General features: G+C 73.3%; 18 protein-coding genes. 10 read left to right on the top strand and 8 right to left on the bottom strand.

The window, feature by feature from the left end:
- The first annotated feature begins 93 nt into the window (after positions 1 to 93).
- Entirely contained in the window at positions 94 to 1,017 is a 924-nt protein-coding gene (locus tag ONA70_RS09020; protein ID WP_265005892.1) for a hypothetical protein, read from the top strand.
- Between the two features lie 32 nt (positions 1,018 to 1,049).
- On the opposite strand, the gene ONA70_RS09015 is transcribed toward ONA70_RS09020, so the two are convergent.
- From ONA70_RS09015 to ONA70_RS09005, 3 genes are read right to left on the bottom strand one after another with little or no spacing between them, the layout of a single operon-like run.
- Positions 1,050 to 2,273, bottom strand: a complete 1,224-nt coding sequence (locus ONA70_RS09015; RefSeq protein WP_265005891.1) for a hypothetical protein — start codon at positions 2,271 to 2,273, stop codon at positions 1,050 to 1,052.
- Between the two features lie 38 nt (positions 2,274 to 2,311).
- On the bottom strand, positions 2,312 to 3,991 hold the full coding sequence (locus ONA70_RS09010; RefSeq protein WP_265005890.1) for a GTPase: 1,680 nt from the start codon (positions 3,989 to 3,991) through the stop codon (positions 2,312 to 2,314).
- The gene (locus ONA70_RS09005) at positions 3,988 to 5,826 is read right to left on the bottom strand and encodes an ABC transporter (protein WP_265005889.1); all 1,839 of its coding nucleotides are present in this window, start codon (positions 5,824 to 5,826) and stop codon (positions 3,988 to 3,990) included. The genes ONA70_RS09010 and ONA70_RS09005 overlap by 4 nt, the downstream gene beginning before the upstream one ends.
- A gap of 209 nt (positions 5,827 to 6,035) precedes the next feature.
- Between ONA70_RS09005 and dnaK the strand changes: the two genes are divergently transcribed.
- The 5 genes from dnaK to ONA70_RS08980 all read left to right on the top strand — a co-directional run bounded on the left by dnaK (position 6,036) and on the right by ONA70_RS08980 (position 10,847).
- Complete coding sequence (gene dnaK / locus ONA70_RS09000) at positions 6,036 to 7,898, top strand: molecular chaperone DnaK (protein ID WP_265005888.1); 1,863 nt, start codon at positions 6,036 to 6,038, stop codon at positions 7,896 to 7,898.
- Positions 7,899 to 7,946: 48 nt separating this feature from the next.
- Positions 7,947 to 8,717, top strand: coding sequence for a nucleotide exchange factor GrpE (grpE, locus tag ONA70_RS08995; protein WP_265005887.1), 771 nt, complete (start codon positions 7,947 to 7,949; stop codon positions 8,715 to 8,717).
- A 79-nt stretch (positions 8,718 to 8,796) separates the two neighbouring features.
- Positions 8,797 to 9,984, top strand: a complete 1,188-nt coding sequence (gene dnaJ, locus ONA70_RS08990) for a molecular chaperone DnaJ (RefSeq protein WP_265005886.1) — start codon at positions 8,797 to 8,799, stop codon at positions 9,982 to 9,984.
- Positions 9,985 to 10,014: 30 nt separating this feature from the next.
- Positions 10,015 to 10,455, top strand: a complete 441-nt coding sequence (locus tag ONA70_RS08985; RefSeq protein WP_265005885.1) for a heat shock protein transcriptional repressor HspR — start codon at positions 10,015 to 10,017, stop codon at positions 10,453 to 10,455.
- A gap of 185 nt (positions 10,456 to 10,640) precedes the next feature.
- Positions 10,641 to 10,847 carry a hypothetical protein gene (locus ONA70_RS08980; RefSeq protein WP_265005884.1) on the top strand — a complete coding sequence of 69 codons (207 nt, stop codon included), beginning with the start codon at positions 10,641 to 10,643 and terminating at the stop codon, positions 10,845 to 10,847.
- Between the two features lie 53 nt (positions 10,848 to 10,900).
- Here the strand turns inward: ONA70_RS08980 and ONA70_RS08975 are convergent, their stop codons facing one another.
- From ONA70_RS08975 to ONA70_RS08965, 3 genes are all read right to left on the bottom strand, one after another.
- The gene (locus ONA70_RS08975; protein ID WP_265005883.1) at positions 10,901 to 11,329 is read right to left on the bottom strand and encodes a hypothetical protein; all 429 of its coding nucleotides are present in this window, start codon (positions 11,327 to 11,329) and stop codon (positions 10,901 to 10,903) included.
- A 169-nt stretch (positions 11,330 to 11,498) separates the two neighbouring features.
- Complete coding sequence (locus ONA70_RS08970) at positions 11,499 to 12,707, bottom strand: cation:proton antiporter (RefSeq protein ID WP_265005882.1); 1,209 nt, start codon at positions 12,705 to 12,707, stop codon at positions 11,499 to 11,501.
- Between the two features lie 7 nt (positions 12,708 to 12,714).
- Positions 12,715 to 13,212: a cation:proton antiporter regulatory subunit gene (locus ONA70_RS08965; protein WP_265005881.1), complete on the bottom strand. Its 498-nt coding sequence runs from the start codon at positions 13,210 to 13,212 to the stop codon at positions 12,715 to 12,717.
- A 63-nt stretch (positions 13,213 to 13,275) separates the two neighbouring features.
- On the opposite strand from ONA70_RS08965, the gene ONA70_RS08960 reads away from it, so the two are divergent.
- Complete coding sequence (locus tag ONA70_RS08960) at positions 13,276 to 14,349, top strand: exo-alpha-sialidase (protein ID WP_265005880.1); 1,074 nt, start codon at positions 13,276 to 13,278, stop codon at positions 14,347 to 14,349.
- Positions 14,350 to 14,459: 110 nt separating this feature from the next.
- On the opposite strand, the gene ONA70_RS08955 is transcribed toward ONA70_RS08960, so the two are convergent.
- Complete coding sequence (locus ONA70_RS08955; protein ID WP_265005879.1) at positions 14,460 to 14,690, bottom strand: winged helix-turn-helix domain-containing protein; 231 nt, start codon at positions 14,688 to 14,690, stop codon at positions 14,460 to 14,462.
- Between the two features lie 273 nt (positions 14,691 to 14,963).
- On the opposite strand from ONA70_RS08955, the gene ONA70_RS08950 reads away from it, so the two are divergent.
- Both ONA70_RS08950 and ONA70_RS08945 read left to right on the top strand, forming a co-directional pair.
- On the top strand, positions 14,964 to 15,275 hold the full coding sequence (locus ONA70_RS08950; RefSeq protein ID WP_406601173.1) for a DivIVA domain-containing protein: 312 nt from the start codon (positions 14,964 to 14,966) through the stop codon (positions 15,273 to 15,275).
- Complete coding sequence (locus ONA70_RS08945; protein WP_265005878.1) at positions 15,272 to 15,535, top strand: hypothetical protein; 264 nt, start codon at positions 15,272 to 15,274, stop codon at positions 15,533 to 15,535. Before ONA70_RS08950 ends, ONA70_RS08945 begins: the two co-directional genes overlap by 4 nt.
- 240 nt (positions 15,536 to 15,775) lie before the next feature.
- Here the strand turns inward: ONA70_RS08945 and ONA70_RS08940 are convergent, their stop codons facing one another.
- Complete coding sequence (locus ONA70_RS08940; protein ID WP_265005877.1) at positions 15,776 to 16,912, bottom strand: epoxide hydrolase family protein; 1,137 nt, start codon at positions 16,910 to 16,912, stop codon at positions 15,776 to 15,778.
- 82 nt (positions 16,913 to 16,994) lie between these two features.
- Between ONA70_RS08940 and ONA70_RS08935 the strand changes: the two genes are divergently transcribed.
- Entirely contained in the window at positions 16,995 to 17,636 is a 642-nt protein-coding gene (locus ONA70_RS08935; protein WP_265005876.1) for a TetR/AcrR family transcriptional regulator, read from the top strand.
- Positions 17,637 to 17,642 lie beyond the last annotated feature (6 nt).

The raw sequence follows: 17,642 nt of genomic DNA, 5'->3' as shown, positions 1-17,642 counted from the left end.
TGTCCCGCTGGGTGTTAAACGGCCTTTGTCCGCTTCGCTGCTTGGTACCTTCCGTCGGGTTTGCCAGCGTGTCGACGTACGAGGAGTGTGCCGGTGTCCGAGCCAGCAGATGATCCGGGTACGCCGCTGCTCGGCCGCCACCGTACGGTCCCCGGCGCCGCCTACCGGCGAGTGGTCGGGGCGCACCGCGCGCCCGGCACCGGTGCGCCCAGCCGGGGCTATCTGTTCACCGTCGCGCTGCTCGCCGGCACCGCGTCCATGCCGATCCTCGCGGCGTTCAGCGCCGGCTCGGCCACGGTCGGCAACAGCGCCCTACCGGACAGCGGCACTCCGTTCATCCCGACCCCCTCGGTCGGGCCGGTGGTGGTCGCGCTGCCCAGCGCGAGTCAGCCCGCCGTCCTGTCCACCCGGACACCTACGCCCGGCTCGACCGCCACCAGCCTGCCCGTGGCGGCGCCGCCGCTGGTACCGGCCGCGCCAGCGCTGCCGGACGACTCCGATCTCGGGCCGGCGGGGCGGCCCCGGCCCGCCGTACCCCCATCGCGGCCCACTCCCGGGCCCACCCGGACCCCACCGGTCCCCTCGCCCTCGCCGTCGGCCACCCCGAGCCCGACGCCCACCGCCACGGCCGAACCGACCAGCACGTTCTCCGGCCCGGTCGGCGACCCGTCGGCCACCGCGAATCCGTCGCCCAGCGGGAGCCCGGAACCCACCGCCACCGGCTCGTCCGACGCCTCCCCGTCGCCGACCAGCGCGTCCCCGACGGAGTCGCCCACGCCGACCGCCGGCCCGACCGTCGACCCCGACCCCAGCCCCAGCGCGGCGGAACTGCGCCACCGGCCGGGTACGCCGTACCCGCTCCCCGGCCACCGCATCCCACGGCCCGTCCCGGCTCCCGCGCCGCGTCCTCGGCCGCCGGCCGCGCCGGTGGCCGTGCCCAGCCCGTCCCCGCAGATCGCGCCGGTCCCCGCCGCCCCGACGGAGTCCCCGGGTACGGACACCGACGCCCGGGCCTGAGTGGATCGCGGCCGGGGCGGGAGCCCGCCCGGTCAGGCCGGGTCGTCGGTGAGTCGGTGCCGGTTGGCCTCGATCCAGGCGTCCAGGGCGGCCGGATCGTCGGGGTCGACGCCGTCCGCCATGAGCTGGGCGACGGCCGCCGTGGCCGGGCTGCGCCGCTCGCCGGTGCTGTAGAGGCGGGCGAACTCCGGAACCATCTCCTCGATCGCCTCGTCCGTCCGGCGGGCCGCCGCAACCGGAAGCCCCCGCTGGCGGGACGCGTACGCCGTCCAGCCGCGCAGCACCCGAGGCAGCATCGCCGCGTCGTCCATGTCCAGCACGGCCCGTCGGTGCACCCAGTCCAGCAGCAACAGTTCGGCGACCGTCGGGCTCCACCGCATCGGGTCGGCGTCCGGAAAGCTGGCCGCGTGGTCGAGCAGCAGGCCCAGGCAGAAGTGCAGCGAGGGCAGCTCCGCGTCGGTCGCCGCGTCCAAGCCGAACCGGGCGGCCTCGGGGGAGCCGAGGAAGCCCCGGACCAGCCGGGTCCGTTCCGCCTCGGTGGCCGGCGTGGCCACCTCGGCGTCCGGCGCCCCGGCCGGGCCGGGCAGCACCGCCAGCCGCGCGCCGACCAGCGCCCGGTCGGTGGCCAGCGAGCCCTGGCCGGGCAGCTCGCCGAGCTGGTCGGTGATCGCCAGGTGGCGGCTCACCTCCGCGTGCATCCGGGCCGCGTCCTCGGTACGGAACCAGGTGAACTCGTCCTCGGTGCAGATCTCGCGGGCCTGCTCGACGATCCGGCCGGCGGGACCGCCGACGAAGACGTCCTTGGTGATGCCGATGTTGTGGTCGACCAGCGCGACCATGGCGTGCTCCGGCCCACCCTCGACGTCGTCGTACGCGAAGGTGGCCAGGTAGGAGGTCTGGTCGCCGTACACGTCCCCGTACGCCCAGGTGCCGGTGAGGTGCACCCGGCCGAGCTGGGCCGCCCAGTCCGGGGCGTACGCGCCGGGGCGGACCCGGGCGGCGCCCTCGGCGTCCGGGACCAGCGCGGCGAAGACGGCGCGGATGGTGGTCGCGGCCGCGCTGCGGCGGCGGGCGGTGGCGGCGAGGAATCCGGTGACGAACTCTCGGACGGCGGTCTCCCGGTCGGTCTCCGCGACGGCGTAGACGCTGCCCAGCAGGGCGGCGCCGAGCATCTCCGCGTCGAGGGCGGAGTCGAGCCTCGTCACGTCGCGGGCGGCGTGCAGTACCGCCTCGTAGGGGGTCTGTGGCGTGGCCATGCCCCGACCCTACGCCCCTGGGCCGGCCGGAACACCGGTCAGCGCCGGGCGGCCTCGCGCAGCGCCTCCCGGGCCTCGGCGTAGCGGGCCAGCACCGCCCAGACCGGGTTCAGCACGTACTGCTCGCCGACGCTGCCCACCGAGGTCAGCAGCCGCTGCTCGGCCCGCTGCCGGGCGCGGCGCGCCGCCCAGCGGATCAGCGGCCGGGTCAGCGCGGCCACCAGCAGCCCGGCCAGCAGGCCGCCGAGCAGCAGCACCGTCGGCCAGGGCACCTCGCCGAGCCGCGGGTGATTCAGCGCGGGCAGGCCGAGCGCGCGCAGCGCGTAGCCGAGCGCGAGCCAGGCCAGCCCGGCCGCCGCCGCGAGGGTGACCAGCCACTGGAGCCCGCCGACCACCCGCCACCAGGCCGGCCGGCTGGCCATGCCCAGGTCGGTGGCGGCGACCGCGTGGTCCAGCGCGTCCGGCAGGTCGGTCAGCCGGGACCGGGCCGCGGTGGTCACCGTGGTCGGCCAGGGTGCTGGCAGGTCGGCGGCGGAGCGGTCGGCCACCGCACGGATGGCCAGGTTGAGGGCCGAGCGCTGGGCGGCGGTCGGATCGGGTACGGAGGTCGCCGCGACCAGGCTCTCCGCCGGCGCGTCGGGATCCCCGCCGGGCAGGTGCAGCCGGCGCAGCGGGTCCGGCCGGAGCTTGCGCCAGCCCCGCACCAGCGGCCAGCCGGTCGAGCCCCCGGCCCGGTGCCGGTACGCCGCCTCGACCGCCTCGGCCACGGTCGGCACTCCGGCCGTCCTGGCCAGTGCCGAGGTCAGCTCCTGCGCCGACGCGTCGCCCGGCCCGGTGCGCGGCGGCTCCGGGCCGACCAGCGGCTCCAGCCCGTCCACCACGATGTCCACGTCCCCGGTCAGCCGGCGCAGGGCAGCCTGCCGCCCGGCGACCGTACGCTCCAGCTCGACGCGGAGGTCGTCCAGCCCGGCCGGGTCCACCGCCACGGTGGGCAGCAGCGGCACCCCCGCCAGCCCGTCGGCGTCCAGCAGCCGGCGCAGGTCGCCGAGGACCTTGGGCAGCTCGGTCGGGGGCAGCCGGTCGACCTGGTTGAGCACCACCACCGTCACGTCCTTGTGCCGGTGGAACTCGCGCAGGTAGCTGGTGTGGATCACGCGGTCGGCGTACTTCTGCGGGTCGACCACCCAGACCACCAGATCGACCAGGCCGAGCAGCCGGTCCACCTCCAGCCGGTGGGTCCGCTGCACCGAGTCGAAGTCGGGCAGGTCCAGCAGGACCAGTCCGTGCAGGCCGGACTCGTCGTCGCCGTCGAGGGCGCTCTCCCGGACGAACCGGTGCCGCGGCAGCACCCCGATCCAGTCGAGCAGCCGGGACGCGCCGTCCAGCGGCCCCCAGACGCAGGCGTGCGCCACCCCAGTGGTGGGCCGGCGGACGCCCACCGGCGACAGGTCCAGCCGGGCGAGGGCGTTGAACAGGCTCGACTTGCCGCTGCCGGTCGCCCCGGCCAGCGCGACGACGGTGTGGTGCCCGGAGAGGGCGAGCCGGGTCCCGGCCCGTTCGACCACGGTGTGCGCGGGCACCAGTTCGGCGTCCGGCACCAGGCCGTCGGTGGCGGTGAGGAAGCGCTGGACCGCCTGGAGGCGGGCGATCAGGGCGTCGGGGTCCGGCCGCTGCTCGCCCCGGAACGCCTCCCGCAGCCGGCCGACGACGTTGCTCATCGGTCACCGTCCTGGCCGGCGGCGGGCAGCGGCGGACCGTCCGGGTCGGTGAGGCCGCTGCGGTGCCGGGCCTTCTCCACGTCGGCGGCCGCCCGCCGCAGCGTCCCACCGGTCTCGGCGGCCGGGCGGGCGGCGCCGGTCCGGGCGAGGAATCGCTCGGCCTCCTCGGCCAGCAGCCGGTTCACCCGGTCGATCAGGTCCAGCCGGGCCTTGCCGGCCAGGTTCCGTACCGCCTGGTCGCCGAAGATCGCCTGGAGGACCGTCTGCCCGGCGACCGCGGTGCCGGCCCCGGTGGCCACCTCCAGCCCGGTCGGGATGAAGGCGGTGGAGGCGAACACCCCGATCATGACGGCCAAGCCGGTCGCGTTGACCGCGTACGCGGCGGTGCGGGCCACGAAGCGGCGGTCGCCGCCCTCGGCCCGGACCAGCTCCAGCACCCCGCGCTGCCAGTCGCGGACCAGCCGTTCGGCGCGTTCGGCGAGGTCGGCCGAGGCGTGGGCCAGCTCCGGCTCGAGCAGCGCCGCCCCGGCCGGGTGCGCCCTCCACCCGGTGTACGCGTTCTCCGCCGCCTCGGCGGCCACCCCGCGCAGCAGGGTGACGAGCTGGGACTCGATCGCGGTACGCAGTTCGGCGGCGGGGGCGGGACGGCCGGTGACCGCGGCGACCACCCGGTCCCGCAGCCGGCCGACCCGGGCCTCCAGCGACCGGAAGAACTCGCCGGTGCCGACGAACTCCTGCCAGCGGGCCAGCACCTCACCGCGGAGCAGCCGACCGTCCTTGAGCCCCTGGTCGACCGTCCGCTCCGCCCCCCGGTACGCCGCCCGGACCCGCTCGTCCAGCGTGTCGGCGGCGGCCACCTGCTCGTCGGCGGCGTCGGCCAGCGCGTCCATGGTGGGGTGCAGGGCGGCGATCGCGCCGGCCAGGGTCTGCCGCACCACAGCCGAGCGGGCCTCCGCGTCCGCCGCAAGCCGGGCGAACCAGGCGCTCAGCGGGGCGGTGACCTTGTCGGGGAGCAGCCCCTGCCCGTCGACCCAGGTCTCCGGCAGGACGAAGAGCGGAGCCGCGCCCAGACCCTGCTCGGCGAGCATCTCCGACAGGTGGGCGGCGATCTCGTCGGCCGCCTCCGGGGGCACCCGGTCGAGGACCATGGCGATCGCCGTGCCCCGAGCCCGGGCGCTGCGCAGCAGCTCCCACGGCACGGCGTCGGCGTACCGGGCGGCGGTGGTGACGAAGAGCCAGAGATCGGCCGCGGCCAGCAGCTGCCCGGCGAGCGCCCGGTTGGCGTCGACCACGGAGTCGATGTCCGGCGCGTCGAGGAAGGCCAGCCCGGCCGGGAGCGCCGGGGCGGTGACCAGCTGCAGGGTGCCGGGCTGTTCGCTCGGCTCGGTGGTACGGGTGAGGCCGGGCAGCAGCTCCCCCTGCCGGAACCAGGCCGAGTCGGCCGGGTTGCAGACCAGGACCGGGGAGCGGGTGGTGGGACGCAGCACCCCGGCGGCGCTCACCCGCGCCTGGACCAGGCTGTTGACGAGTGTCGACTTGCCGGCACCGGTGGAGCCGCCGACGACCACCAGCAGCGGGGCGTCGAGCCGGGCGAGCCGGGGCAGCAGGTAGTCGTCGAGCTGGTGGGTGAGCCCGGCGGCGGTCCGCCGGGCCGGCTCGGCCGAGGGCAGGACCAACGGGAATCGGGCCGCCTCGATCGCGGCCCGCAGGCCGGCGAGCGCGGCGGGCAGGTCCTCCCCGCCGGCAGCGGGCAGGTCGTCCCCGGTGGCGGGTCCGGTGCGGGCTGCGACGGCGGGCGCGCCGGAACGGGTGGCGGAATCGCCATGCGTCGTCACGGCTAAAGCCTGCCCGACCGACGCAAGGTAAGACAACCGGACGGTAATAACGGTCGGGTTGCGTCGGGTCGACTCAACCTCGACTTGCGGTTTGCCGGCGGCATGGCACTATTGAGTCAAGTTCACTCAACTTGTGGTGCGGTCGCTGCGGGCGACCCGCCGGGCAGGCCTGTTGACCTGCTCACCCGTTACGAAGCGAGGAAGCGAACATGGCACGTGCGGTCGGCATCGACCTCGGCACGACGAACTCCTGCGTCAGCGTTCTCGAGGGCGGTGAGCCCACCGTCATCGCCAACGCTGAGGGCTCGCGGACGACCCCCTCGATCGTCGCGTTCGCCCGCAACGGCGAGGTGCTCGTCGGTGAGGTCGCCAAGCGCCAGGCGGTGACCAACCCCGACCGGACCATCCGCTCGGTCAAGCGGGAGGTCGGCACCAACTGGACCGTCGACATCGACGGCAAGAAGTACACCCCGCAGGAGATCTCGGCCCGCACGCTGATGAAGCTCAAGCGGGACGCCGAGGCGTACCTGGGCGAGCAGATCACCGACGCGGTGATCACCGTCCCGGCCTACTTCAACGACGGCCAGCGCCAGGCCACCAAGGAAGCCGGTGAGATCGCCGGCTTCAACGTGCTGCGGATCGTCAACGAGCCGACCGCGGCCGCCCTGGCGTACGGCCTCGACAAGGGCTCCAAGGAGCAGACCGTCCTGGTCTTCGACCTGGGTGGCGGCACCTTCGACGTCTCCCTGCTGGAGCTTGCCGAGGGTGTCATCGAGGTCAAGTCCACCAGCGGTGACAACCACCTCGGTGGTGACGACTGGGACCAGCGGATCATCGACCACCTGGTGAAGACCTTCCGTGGCGAGCACGGCATCGACCTGGCCCAGGACAAGATGGCCATGCAGCGGCTCAAGGAGGCGGCCGAGAAGGCCAAGATCGAGCTGTCCGCCGCCACCACCAGCAACATCAACCTGCCGTACATCACCGCCGGCTCGGCCGGCCCGCTGCACCTCGACGTGACGCTGAGCCGCGCCGAGTTCCAGCGCATGACGCAGGACCTGCTGGACCGCTGCAAGGGCCCGTTCGAGCAGGCCGTGAAGGACGCCGGGATCAAGATCTCCGATGTCGACCACGTCATCCTGGTCGGCGGCTCGACCCGGATGCCGGCCGTGACCGACCTGGTCAAGCAGCTCACGGGTCGCGACCCGAACAAGGGCGTGAACCCGGACGAGGTCGTCGCCGTCGGCGCCGCCCTGCAGGCCGGTGTGCTCAAGGGTGAGGTCAAGGACGTCCTGCTGCTCGACGTGACCCCGCTGAGCCTGGGCATCGAGACCAAGGGCGGGATCTTCACCAAGCTCATCGAGCGGAACACCACCATCCCGACCAAGCGCTCCGAGGTCTTCACCACGGCGGACGACAACCAGCCGTCGGTGCTGATCCAGGTGTTCCAGGGCGAGCGGGAGATCGCGGCCTACAACAAGAAGCTCGGCACCTTCGAGCTGACCGGCCTCCCGCCGGCGCCGCGCGGCGTGCCGCAGATCGAGGTCACCTTCGACATCGACGCCAACGGCATCGTCAACGTGCACGCCAAGGACCTGGGCACCGGCAAGGAACAGAAGATGACGATCACCGGCGGCTCGTCGCTGCCGAAGGACGACATCGAGCGGATGCGCCGGGACGCCGAGGAGCACGCCGACGAGGACAAGCGGCGCCGCGACGAGGCGGAGACCCGCAACGTGGCCGAGGCGCTCCAGTGGCAGACCGAGAAGTTCCTCGCCGAGAGCGGCGACAAGCTGCCCAGCGAGAACCGCGACCAGCTGAACGAGGCCCTCGGTGAGCTGCGCAGCGCCCTCGGCGGCCAGGACATCGACAAGATCAAGGCCGCGCACGAGAAGCTGGCCCAGGTCTCCCAGCAGGCCGGCTCGCTGCTCTACTCGCAGCAGCAGGGCGAGCCCGGTGCGCCGGGCGCGGCCGGGCCGGGCGCGGGTGCGACCGGCGGCGCCGGTGGCGCGCAGGCCGGCGGCGCCGACGACGTGGTCGACGCGGAGATCGTGGACGAGGACAAGAAGTGACGTTCGGTCCCCGACACGTTCTCGACGGCAGAGGGATGAGGTAGCCGCATGACGGAGAAGCCACGAGCCGCCGACCCGGGTTCCACCGGGCCGGCGCCGGGTGGCTCCGCGACCGCCGGGCAGGGCGCCGGCGACGAGCCGCGGGTCGTCATCCGTGACAAACGCAAGATCGGCAAGACCACCGAGAAGTCCACGGCCGACGCCGCGGCGGCGGACGCCGCCGCGGATGCGCCGGCCGAGGGACTGGTCGAGGAGGCCGAGGTAGTGGTCGACGAGATCGAGGCCGAGGCCCCGGTGTCCGGCCCGCCCGTGGTCGACGCGCCGGCCGAGCCGACCGAGGAGGCCGAAGAGGTCGAGGAGGTCGTCAAGCCGGGCGGTCCGCTCGGTGCCGAGATGGAGGCGCTCCGGGCCGAGCTGGACGAGCGGACCCGGGACCTCCAGCGGGTGTCGGCGGAGTACGCCAACTACCGCAAGCGGGTCGACCGGGACCGCAACCTGGTCCAGGAGCAGGCCACCGGCTCGGTGCTGACCGCGCTGCTGCCGATCCTCGACGACCTGGACCGGGCCCGCGAGCACGGCGACCTGGTGGGGCCGTTCGGCTCGGTGGCCGACCAGCTCACCACCGCGCTCGGCAAGTTCGGCCTGACCGCGTTCGGCGAGCAGGGCGACCCGTTCGATCCGACCCGGCACGAGGCGGTCGCCCACCAGACCTCCGCCGAGGTGACCGAACCGACCTGCGTGCAGGTCATGCGCCGGGGTTACCAGCTCGGCGAACGGCTGCTGCGGCCCGCCCTGGTCGCGGTCGCCGACCCGGAGTAGTGCCGACCCGTGACGTCCCGCCCGCCCGCACCGGGCGGGCGGGACGACCGGGGTACGTCCCGTGGAAGGGGGTGGACCGGTGAGTTCCAAGGACTGGATCGAGAAGGACTACTACGCCGCGCTGGGCGTGGAGAAGTCCGCCTCCTCAGACGAGATCAAGAAGTCGTACCGGAAGCTGGCCCGGGAGTCGCACCCGGACCACAACCCCGGTGACCCGAAGGCCGAGGAGCGGTTCAAGGCCGTCTCCGAGGCGTACGCCGTGCTCGGCGACGAGAAGAAGCGCCGCGAGTACGACGAGATGCGGTCGCTCTTCGGCTCCGGCGCGTTCCGCCGTAGTGCCCGCACTGGTGGCCAGCCGGGTGGCATGCCGTTCGACGTCTCCGACCTGTTCGGCGGGGCGGCCGGCGGCGAGGCCCGGTTCGGTGGTGCCGGCGGTGGCCTGGGCGACCTGTTCAGCTCGCTGTTCACCGGCGGTGGCGCCGGGGGCGCGACCCGGCCGCGCGGCCCGGCGAAGGGCCGGGACGTGGAGGCCGAGGTGGCGCTCGACTTCGAGGACGCGGTACGCGGGGTGACTCTCCCGCTGACCCTGCGCGCACCCGGGATCTGCGACACCTGCCACGGCAACGGGGCGAAGCCCGGCACCTCGCCGGTGGCCTGCCCGGTCTGCCATGGCGCCGGGGTGACCACCCGCAACCAGGGGTCGTTCAGCTTCTCCGAGCCGTGCCGCAACTGCCAGGGCGTCGGCACGATCGTCGAGGAGAAGTGCCCGGAGTGCCACGGCACCGGCGGCGTGACCAAGACCCGGACGCTGAACGTCCGCTTCCCCGCCGGGGTGGCCGACGGCCAGCGCATCCGGCTGGCCGGCCGGGGTGAACCGGGTGAACGGGGCGGCCCGGCGGGTGACCTGTTCGTCCAGGTGAAGGTCCGCCCGGACGAGCTGTTCGGGCGCACCGGGGACGATCTGACCCTGATCGTGCCGATCACGTTCGCGGAGGCGGTGCTCGGTACCGACCTGCGCGTACCGACCCTGGACGGCACGGTGACCCTGCGGGTGCCACCGGGTACCCCGAGTGGTCGGGTCCTGCGGGCCCGGGGCAAGGGTGTCGTACGCAAGGACGGCCGCGCCGGTGACCTGCTGGTCACCCTCGACGTGGTGATCCCGGCGAAGGTGTCGGACGAGGCGCGGGCGGCGCTCGAGACGTTCGCGGAGCAGACCCCGCCGGCCGCGCGGGAACATCTCGACGCGCGGGTGCGTCGGTTCAGTTGACCGGTGGGAAGGCAGCGGAGGTGAGCGGGGATGTCGGAGGAGTTCGTCGGCTCGGGTGACCCTGCCTACGAGGCCAAGGTGCTGATGATCTCGGTGGCGGCGCGGATGGCGGGCATGCACCCGCAGACCCTGCGCCAGTACGACCGGCTTGGCCTGGTGCAGGCCGGCCGGGCCTCCGGTGGTGGTCGCCGGTACAGCGTCCGCGACGTGGTGCTGCTCCGCGAGGTGCAGCGACTCAGCCAGGACGACGGGATCAACCTGGCCGGGGTCAAGCGGATCATCGGACTGGAACGGCTGCTGGAGGAGGCTCAGCAGCGGGTGGCCCGGCTGGAGGCGGAGCTGGACGCCGCGTACCGCCGGATCGCCGAGCTGGAGTCGCTCGGCGGCTTCCCGCGCGGTGACCTCGTCCCCACGAACCGCACCTCCACGGCGCTCGTCGTGTGGCGCCCCCGCCGTACCCCCGACCGCTGACCCGCGCCCCGCAATTGCGACCTTGGACAGTTGCCGCTCGTCACGAACGGCAACTGTCCAAGATTCTTTTTGTGTCCGCGCGGGCTCGCGGTTCGGCAAAGCGGGGCGCGGGAGAGGCGGGGTCGGTTAGTCTATGAATCAGGTCCAACCAACTTAATCCGGACGCCGAGTTGGCAGGGGGAGCCATGGCGGAATCGGCGAAGAAGGTGGCACAACAGGCGGAGGACCGGCTGGAGAAGGCGGCCGAGAGCGTCCGCGAGCGGTTCGATCGGCTCACCAAGACCGCCTTCACCGACAAGATCAGAGACGGGCGCTTCGCCGATCAGGTGGACCACGGCGTCGACCGGGCCAGAGCCGATGAACGGCGCAAGAAGCAGGGCGGATCGACCTGACGATCCGCCGACGTACGGGCCGGGACCCACGGGGGGTCCCGGCCCGTTCGCCATCAAAGGCGGCGGTTCTCGCGTACCAGGCCGCCCTCGCACCAGTCGCGGTAGGCGAAGAGGTCCGGCCGGGCGAGCAGCACCCGGCTGTTGTGCGCCCAGTTGCGCATCAGTTCGTCACCGGCCCGTTCGGCCTGCTCCACGAGCTTGCGGAAGCGGCGCTTCGGGTGGGCCCGGAAGTTGGTCCGGATGCCGTCGGCGGCGTAGATGTAGAGGCAGTGCAGGGCGAACCGGCGGGCCGGGCAGGCCGGATCCATGGCCAGTTCGAAGAGCGTCTGCACCAGGTGGTCACCGGCGACCAGCAGGTCCCAGTCCGGCGGCATTGAGGTCAGCGGTACGGAGTCGGGGTGGTACGCCCACGCCCGTAGCTCCGCCGGCGACGGGTCGACGGGATTGGCGAAGCCGTGGAACGCCTCGTTCTGCACGCTCACCGGCCGACCTTCCGCTTCCGCTTGCGGGGGCACCAGCCACCCGCGGACCTGGCTGCTGGGGCGACACGGTAACGCGGTTACGCAGGTCAGCGGTAGACCTTCCCGGAATCAATTCGGCGACCGTTGGCCGGGCCGGGCCAACCGTACGGTCGACCCGGCCCGGAGACGGTCACTCGCCGACCCGCACCGGAACCGGCGGCCGGGCGGCGCTGCGCCGGCGCAGCCAGCGCTTGAACCAGGGCGTATCGGGCAGCCGGGCCAGCATCGGCCCGGTCACCACGGTGATCAGCACGTACGCCGTGGCGAGCGCGGCCAGCTTCGGTTCGACCGGGTACGCGGCGGCGACGGCGAGGCCAGCGATGACGATCGAGAACTCCCCGCGCGGGGTGAGCGCGAAGCCGGCCCGCCAGCGACCCGGCTCGGCGATGCCCGCCCGGCGGGCGGCCAACCAGCCGGTGAGCAGCTTCGTCCCCATGGTGACCACGGCCAGCACCAGCGCCGGCAGCAGCACCGGCGGCATGTCGAGCGGGTCGGTGACCAGCCCGAAGAAGACGAAGAACACCGCGGCGAAGAGGTCCCGCAGCGGGGAGAGCAGCTCGGTCGCGTGGTGTGCCACCGGCCCGGAGAGGGCGATGCCGACCAGGAACGCGCCGACCGCGGCGGAGACCTGGAGCTTGGCCGCGGCGCCGGCGACCAGCAGGGTCAGGCCGAGTACGCCGAGCAGCAGCGCCTCCGGGTCCTTCGCCGACAGGGCCGCGGAGATCAGATGCCCGTACCGGATGGCGACGGCCAGCACGGCGACCACGGTGAGCACCGCGACGGCGAGCGCGATGCCGCCCTTGACCAGGCCGACCCCGGCGAGCAGCGCGGTGACCAGCGGCAGGTAGAGGGCCATCGCCAGGTCCTCGATGACCAGCACCGAGAGGATCACCGGGGTCTCCCGGTTACCGACCCGACCGAGGTCGCCGAGCACCTTGGCGATCACGCCGGAGGAGGAGACCCAGGTGACCCCGGCGAGCACCACGGCGGCCACCCAGCCCCAGCCGAGCAGTAGGGCGAAGGCGAAGCCGGGCAGCGCGTTGAGCACCGCGTCGATCAGCCCGGCCGGGGCCGCCGAGCGGAGGTTGCCCACCAGTTCGTCGGCGCTGTATTCCAGGCCGAGCATGACCAGCAGCAGGATCACGCCGATCTCGGCGCCGACCGCGAAGAACTCCTCGCTGGCGTTCAGGCGTAGCAGGCCGCCGTGGCCGAAGGCCAGCCCGGCGAGCAGGTAGAGGGGGATGGGCGAGACACCGAAGCGACGGCTGAGCCGGCCGAGCAGACCGAGCAGGAGCAGAAGCGCACCGACCTCGACGAGCAGAGTTGTGGTTTCGTGCATCCGCGCCTCAGCCGTCCGGGGTTTCGGCGAGGATCGCGGTCACTCCGTCGAGGCCCTGCCGGGTGCCGACCACGACCACCACGTCACCGGCGGCGAAGCGGAAGGTGGGATCGGGCGAGACGATCACCTCGCCGTCCCGCAGCACGGCCACGATGGACGCGCTGGTGCGGGTCCGTGCCTTGGTGTCACCCAGCCGCTTGTTGACGTACTTCGAGCCGGCCGGGATCGCGATCTGCTCGGTGAGCAGCCCGGCGGCCTGCTCGCGCAGCCCGGCGAGCTGGCCGAGCATGAGCGAGGCGCCGAGGATGTCGGCCAGCGCCTCCGCCTCGTCGTCGGTCAGCGGTATGTCGTGCTGACAGGAGTCGGGATCGTCCGGGTCGTAGAGGACAAGGTCCCGGCGGCCATTGCGGTGGGAGACCACGCCGAGCCGGCGCCCGGATTCCGTCACCAGGTCGTGACGTACACCGATCCCCGGGAGGGCAGTCTGTTCGACACGTACTCGCATCCAGGTGAGGCTACCTGCGCTGGAGGCATGGTGGGCTGGCGAACCAGTCACAAGGTGATCATCGTGTTGCTCGTGCCCGCCCTGGCCGGCTGCTCGATCGGGGACGTCCGCCGGCCGCCGCCGGACCGGGCGTCCGCGTCGCCCCGGCCGGTCGCCAGCCTGCCGGCGCCGCGGCCGGTCGCCGACGTCGATGAGGTACGCCACGTCGGGGTCGCCGTCGCTGAGCGGTACGGTCCGCCGTACGTCGAGTTCGTCGACGCCGAGCGGGCGTACGCCCTCTTCGCCACCTGCGACGGCCGGCCGCCGGGGCGGGAGTGCCCGGCGCTGCTCTTCGCCTCCCGGGACGGTGGCCGCTCCTGGCGTTCCCTGCCGCATCCCCGTCCGGTGGCCGATAACCAGCAGCTCTACGCGCCGAACGGCCTGCTGGTCCTGGGCGCCGAGCCGTTCGGCTGGTACGCCTCGACGGACGCCGGCGCCACCTTCACCCACCACCCGGGAGTCGCCCCGCCACCCGGGCTGACCGGGCCGGACGGCCGATTCCAGGTGACCGACCAGGACGGCGGGCGGGTGGTCCGGTGGGACGGCCGACGGCTGCGCCCGCTGCCCGCCCAGCCCGGCCTGTCCCGGGTGCAGGACGTGGCCGAGGCCGGTGACCTGCTGGTGGCGGCCGGTGCGGACGACGCCGGCCGACCGTACGCGGCGGTCTCGGCCGATCAGGGACGCAGCTGGCAGCGGACGGCGGTGCCGGCGCCGGACGGCGCGGTGGGCGTGCTCCGCCCGGTGCGCGCGCCGGACGGCGAGCCGTGGCTGGTCGGGGAGCGGCCCGACCGGACCGGCTTTCCGGCCCTCTGGCGGTGGCGGGGCCGATGGGAGCCGGTCCGCGCCGACGGCCACCCGGACCGGGTCGCGTCGGCGGTGCCGGTCGGCGACGGCCGGGTAGCGGTCACCGGCCCCGACGGGGCGGGCATCGTGGTCGACGGCCGGTACGAGCGGGTGGACTGGCCGGTCGGCCCCGAGCACCACCTGCGCCTGCTCGGCGACGGGACCCTGCTGGCCCGCGCGCCGGACGAGATCGTGCTGAACGTCGGGCCGGTCGGGAACCGGCGCTGGATCAGGCTGGTGCTGACCGGGGACTGACGGCCGGCGCGCCGGGTGGCTCCGCCGGCCCGGCAGGCTGGACCACCGCGTGTGGTGGTGGCGCTCTTTCGAGCTGAACCGCTTGCGCTATCAACCCCGGAACATCGAGATCAGGAGGCCGGGTCCCGGGGAGTGACGTAGATGCCCTTCCCTTGGTGGCCCTCGACCAAGCCTTCCGCTTGGAGGATCAACAGCGCCGAGCGGACCGGCTCCGCGGAGACTCCGTAGTGCGCGATCAGCTCACGCAGGGACGGGAGCTTGCCGCCGGGGGCGTATTCGCCCGAGGTGATCTTGTCTCTGATGTCCTGTGCGATTCGCTGGCGGTCGGAAATTCGGGGCATGGCGGCAACTCCTGGTAGGCCCCAAGATCTTCCCATGTCCGAGACCGGTCAGCCAACACTTCGCGTGCTTAGCATGGTCACTCCTTGTCATTGCATGCTTTGCATTGTATGTTTCCCGTGCGGATGCCTTCGGCGGAAAGCCTGGTAGGCAAACCGGCCTCCCGGTTGGCAACCGTCGCCGGCACGACTGGTCACGCGCGGGACCAGTCGTGCCGCCCGCGCAGGCCGTCGCAGAGACCCAGAAGAAGGGACCGAATAATCGTGCGCAACTCGCTGCGTTCGTTGTTGAGGCGGCGTAACGCCGGCCCAGCGACAAGACCGGGGCCGCCGGCCGGCGCATACCGCTCGACGTCGTACCTTCCGCTGCGGCCTTCGCAGGTGCGGAGTCGGACCTTCGCCACCCGCCGTCGTGGCCTGGACCCGGTCGAGGTCGCCGCCTTCCTCGACCGGGTGGCCGCCGACCTCGCCGCCGCGCAGGCCGAGGTGGCCCGCAGCCGGGAGGAGACGGCTCGGATCAAGGACGCCCTCCGCACGTGGCAGTCCCGCCAAGCTCCCACCATGCGCGACCTGGCCCGGCGTCCGTGACCGGCCGGTACGTCATCCACCTGCCGGTGCGAGCGGCCGACCTGGCTCGGGCGAAGATGCTCGGCCGGACGGCCGGCCGGTCGCTGGCCTTCCTTGCCGTCGTCGACCTCGGCGGGATCACTGTCTCTACCGAGGACAATCAATGCGTACGCCACTGGGTGTTCTGCGACCGCAAGCTCGACGGCGGCCGGCGTTGCGTCCTGCGGGCCGATCATGAAACCCCGTGCGCCGCCCGCGTGCCTGGGCGGCCGGGTCGGTGATGTCGTAAACGACTCAGCTCGAAAGGGCGCGCAAGGTTGGTCCTCGCCGCTGCGGGTCCCGTGAGCGATAGTGACGCCCTGCCCCGCCGCGCACGGCTCCAGCATCGCCGAGCCGACCCTGGCCGGGTGGGTGGCGCGGTCTCCGTCGCGCTGAAGAACTGCAGACGGTTCAGCTCCAAAGAAGCTGTGTGCCTACCGCCCCGCCGCCCCGCCCCGCGCTGACGCCGACCGGTCGAACGCTCAGCGGAGCCCGGCGAAGAACTGCCGGATGTCGCCGACCAGAACGTCGGTCGCCTCGTGCGCGGCGTAGTGGCCGGCGACGTCCCCGCGCCTCTCGGGCCCGGCGTCGAAGGCGTGCCAGCTGACGATGTTGCCGTGGTCCCGGTCGGCGAACCGACGGATCGACTGGAAGTCGCCGGGGAACATCGCCAGCGCGGTTGGCACCGTGGTTGGCCCGGTCGGCTGCTCGGTGGCGTGCGCGTCCTCCCAGTAGAACCGCATCGCCGAGGCGGCCGTGCCGGTGAACCAGTAGATCGCGACGTTGGCCAGGACGAAGTCCGGATCGAGGCTCTCGTCCAGGAGCTGCCCGTTCCAGGCGAGCAGGCCGACCGGCGAGTCGGCCAGCGCGAACGCGAGGGTCTGCGGCTGCTGGCTCTGCACCTGGTTGAAGGAGAACTTGTTCTCGATGAACCACTGGAGGTGCCGCAACGCGGCCTGGTCGGCCGCGGAGAGCTCCTGGAACTCGGCCGGGTCGCCGGTCGGGAACGAGAAGAGCTGGGTGACGTGCACGCCGAGCACGTGGTCCGCGTCGAGGCGGCCCAGTTCGGGCGAGATCATCGAACCGGCGTCGTTGCCGACGGCGCCGTACCGGTCGTACCCGAGGCGGGCCATCAGCGCGGCCCAGGCGCGGGCGGTGCGGTAGCGGTTCCAGCCGGCGCTGCGGGTCGGACCGGAGAAACCGAAGCCGGGCAGCGACGGGATCACCAGGTGGAACGCCGGTGCGTCCGGATCGGTCGGCTCGGTGAGCGGGGTGATCACGTCCAGGTACTCGACCACCGAGCCGGGCCAGCCGTGGGTGAGCACCAGCGGGGTGGCGTCCGGCCGGGACGACCGGACGTGCAGGAAGTGGATCTCCTCGCCGTCGATCTCGGTGACGAACTGCGGGTGGGCGTTCAGTCGTGCCTCGACCGTCCGCCAGTCGAACTTCTCCAACCAGTACGTCGCCAGCTCACGGACCCGATCGGTCGCCATGCCGTAGGCGTCGCCGACGCCGGGCAGCTCGCCGGGCCAGTTGGTCCGGCGCAGCCGGTCGGCGAGGTCGTCCAGGGCGATCTGCGGGATCTCGACGCGGTACGGGCGGATGGCGGTGTCCGTCATGACTGCTCCTTCAGAGCGGAATGCTTCGTTCCGCTTCACAGTATCAGACCGGAACGATCCGTTCCAGTGCTAGGCTCGGGGCATGCCGAACCCGACCGACACCCCGCCGCTCGCCGGCCGGCGAGCCCAGGCGGCCCGCAACGACACGGTGATCCTGGAGGCCGCCCGCGCCGTCTTCCTCGACGACCCGAAGGCGCCCATCGCCGCCGTCGCCGAGCGGGCCGGCGTCGGCATCAGTGCCCTCTACCGGCGGTACGCCAGCAAGGAGGACCTGCTGCGCAAGCTCTGCCACGACGGGCTGCGCCGGTTCATCACGGCGGCCGAGGAGGCCACCGCTGAGCCGGACGACTGGGCCGCGTTCGCCGGTTTCCTGGAGCGCGTCGTCGACGCCGACGTGCACTCCCTCACCGTGCACCTCGCCGGCACCTTCGCCCCGACCGAGGAGATGGGCCGCGCCGCCATACGCGCGAACGAGCTGGTCGACGGGCTGGTCGAGCGGGCGCGGGATGCCGGGCGGCTCCGGCCGGACGTGGTGACGCAGGACGTCGGGTTGCTGCTGGAGGGGTGCGCCGCGATCCGCGTACCCGATCCGGAGCGGACCCGGCAGCTGCGCCGCCGCCACCTGGCGCTGCTGCTGGCCGGCCTCGCTCAGACCGAGCCGCCGCTGCCCGGGCCGCCGCCGGCCGCAGGCGAGTTCGACTGGCGCTGGAAACGCTCGGGGTGAGCCAGG

This window comes from Micromonospora yasonensis, assembly GCF_026013475.1.
GTDB classification, from domain to species: domain Bacteria; phylum Actinomycetota; class Actinomycetes; order Mycobacteriales; family Micromonosporaceae; genus Micromonospora; species Micromonospora yasonensis.
The sequence above is the reverse complement of the archived record's forward strand: the minus strand, read 5'-3'. Positions and strand labels throughout refer to the sequence as shown.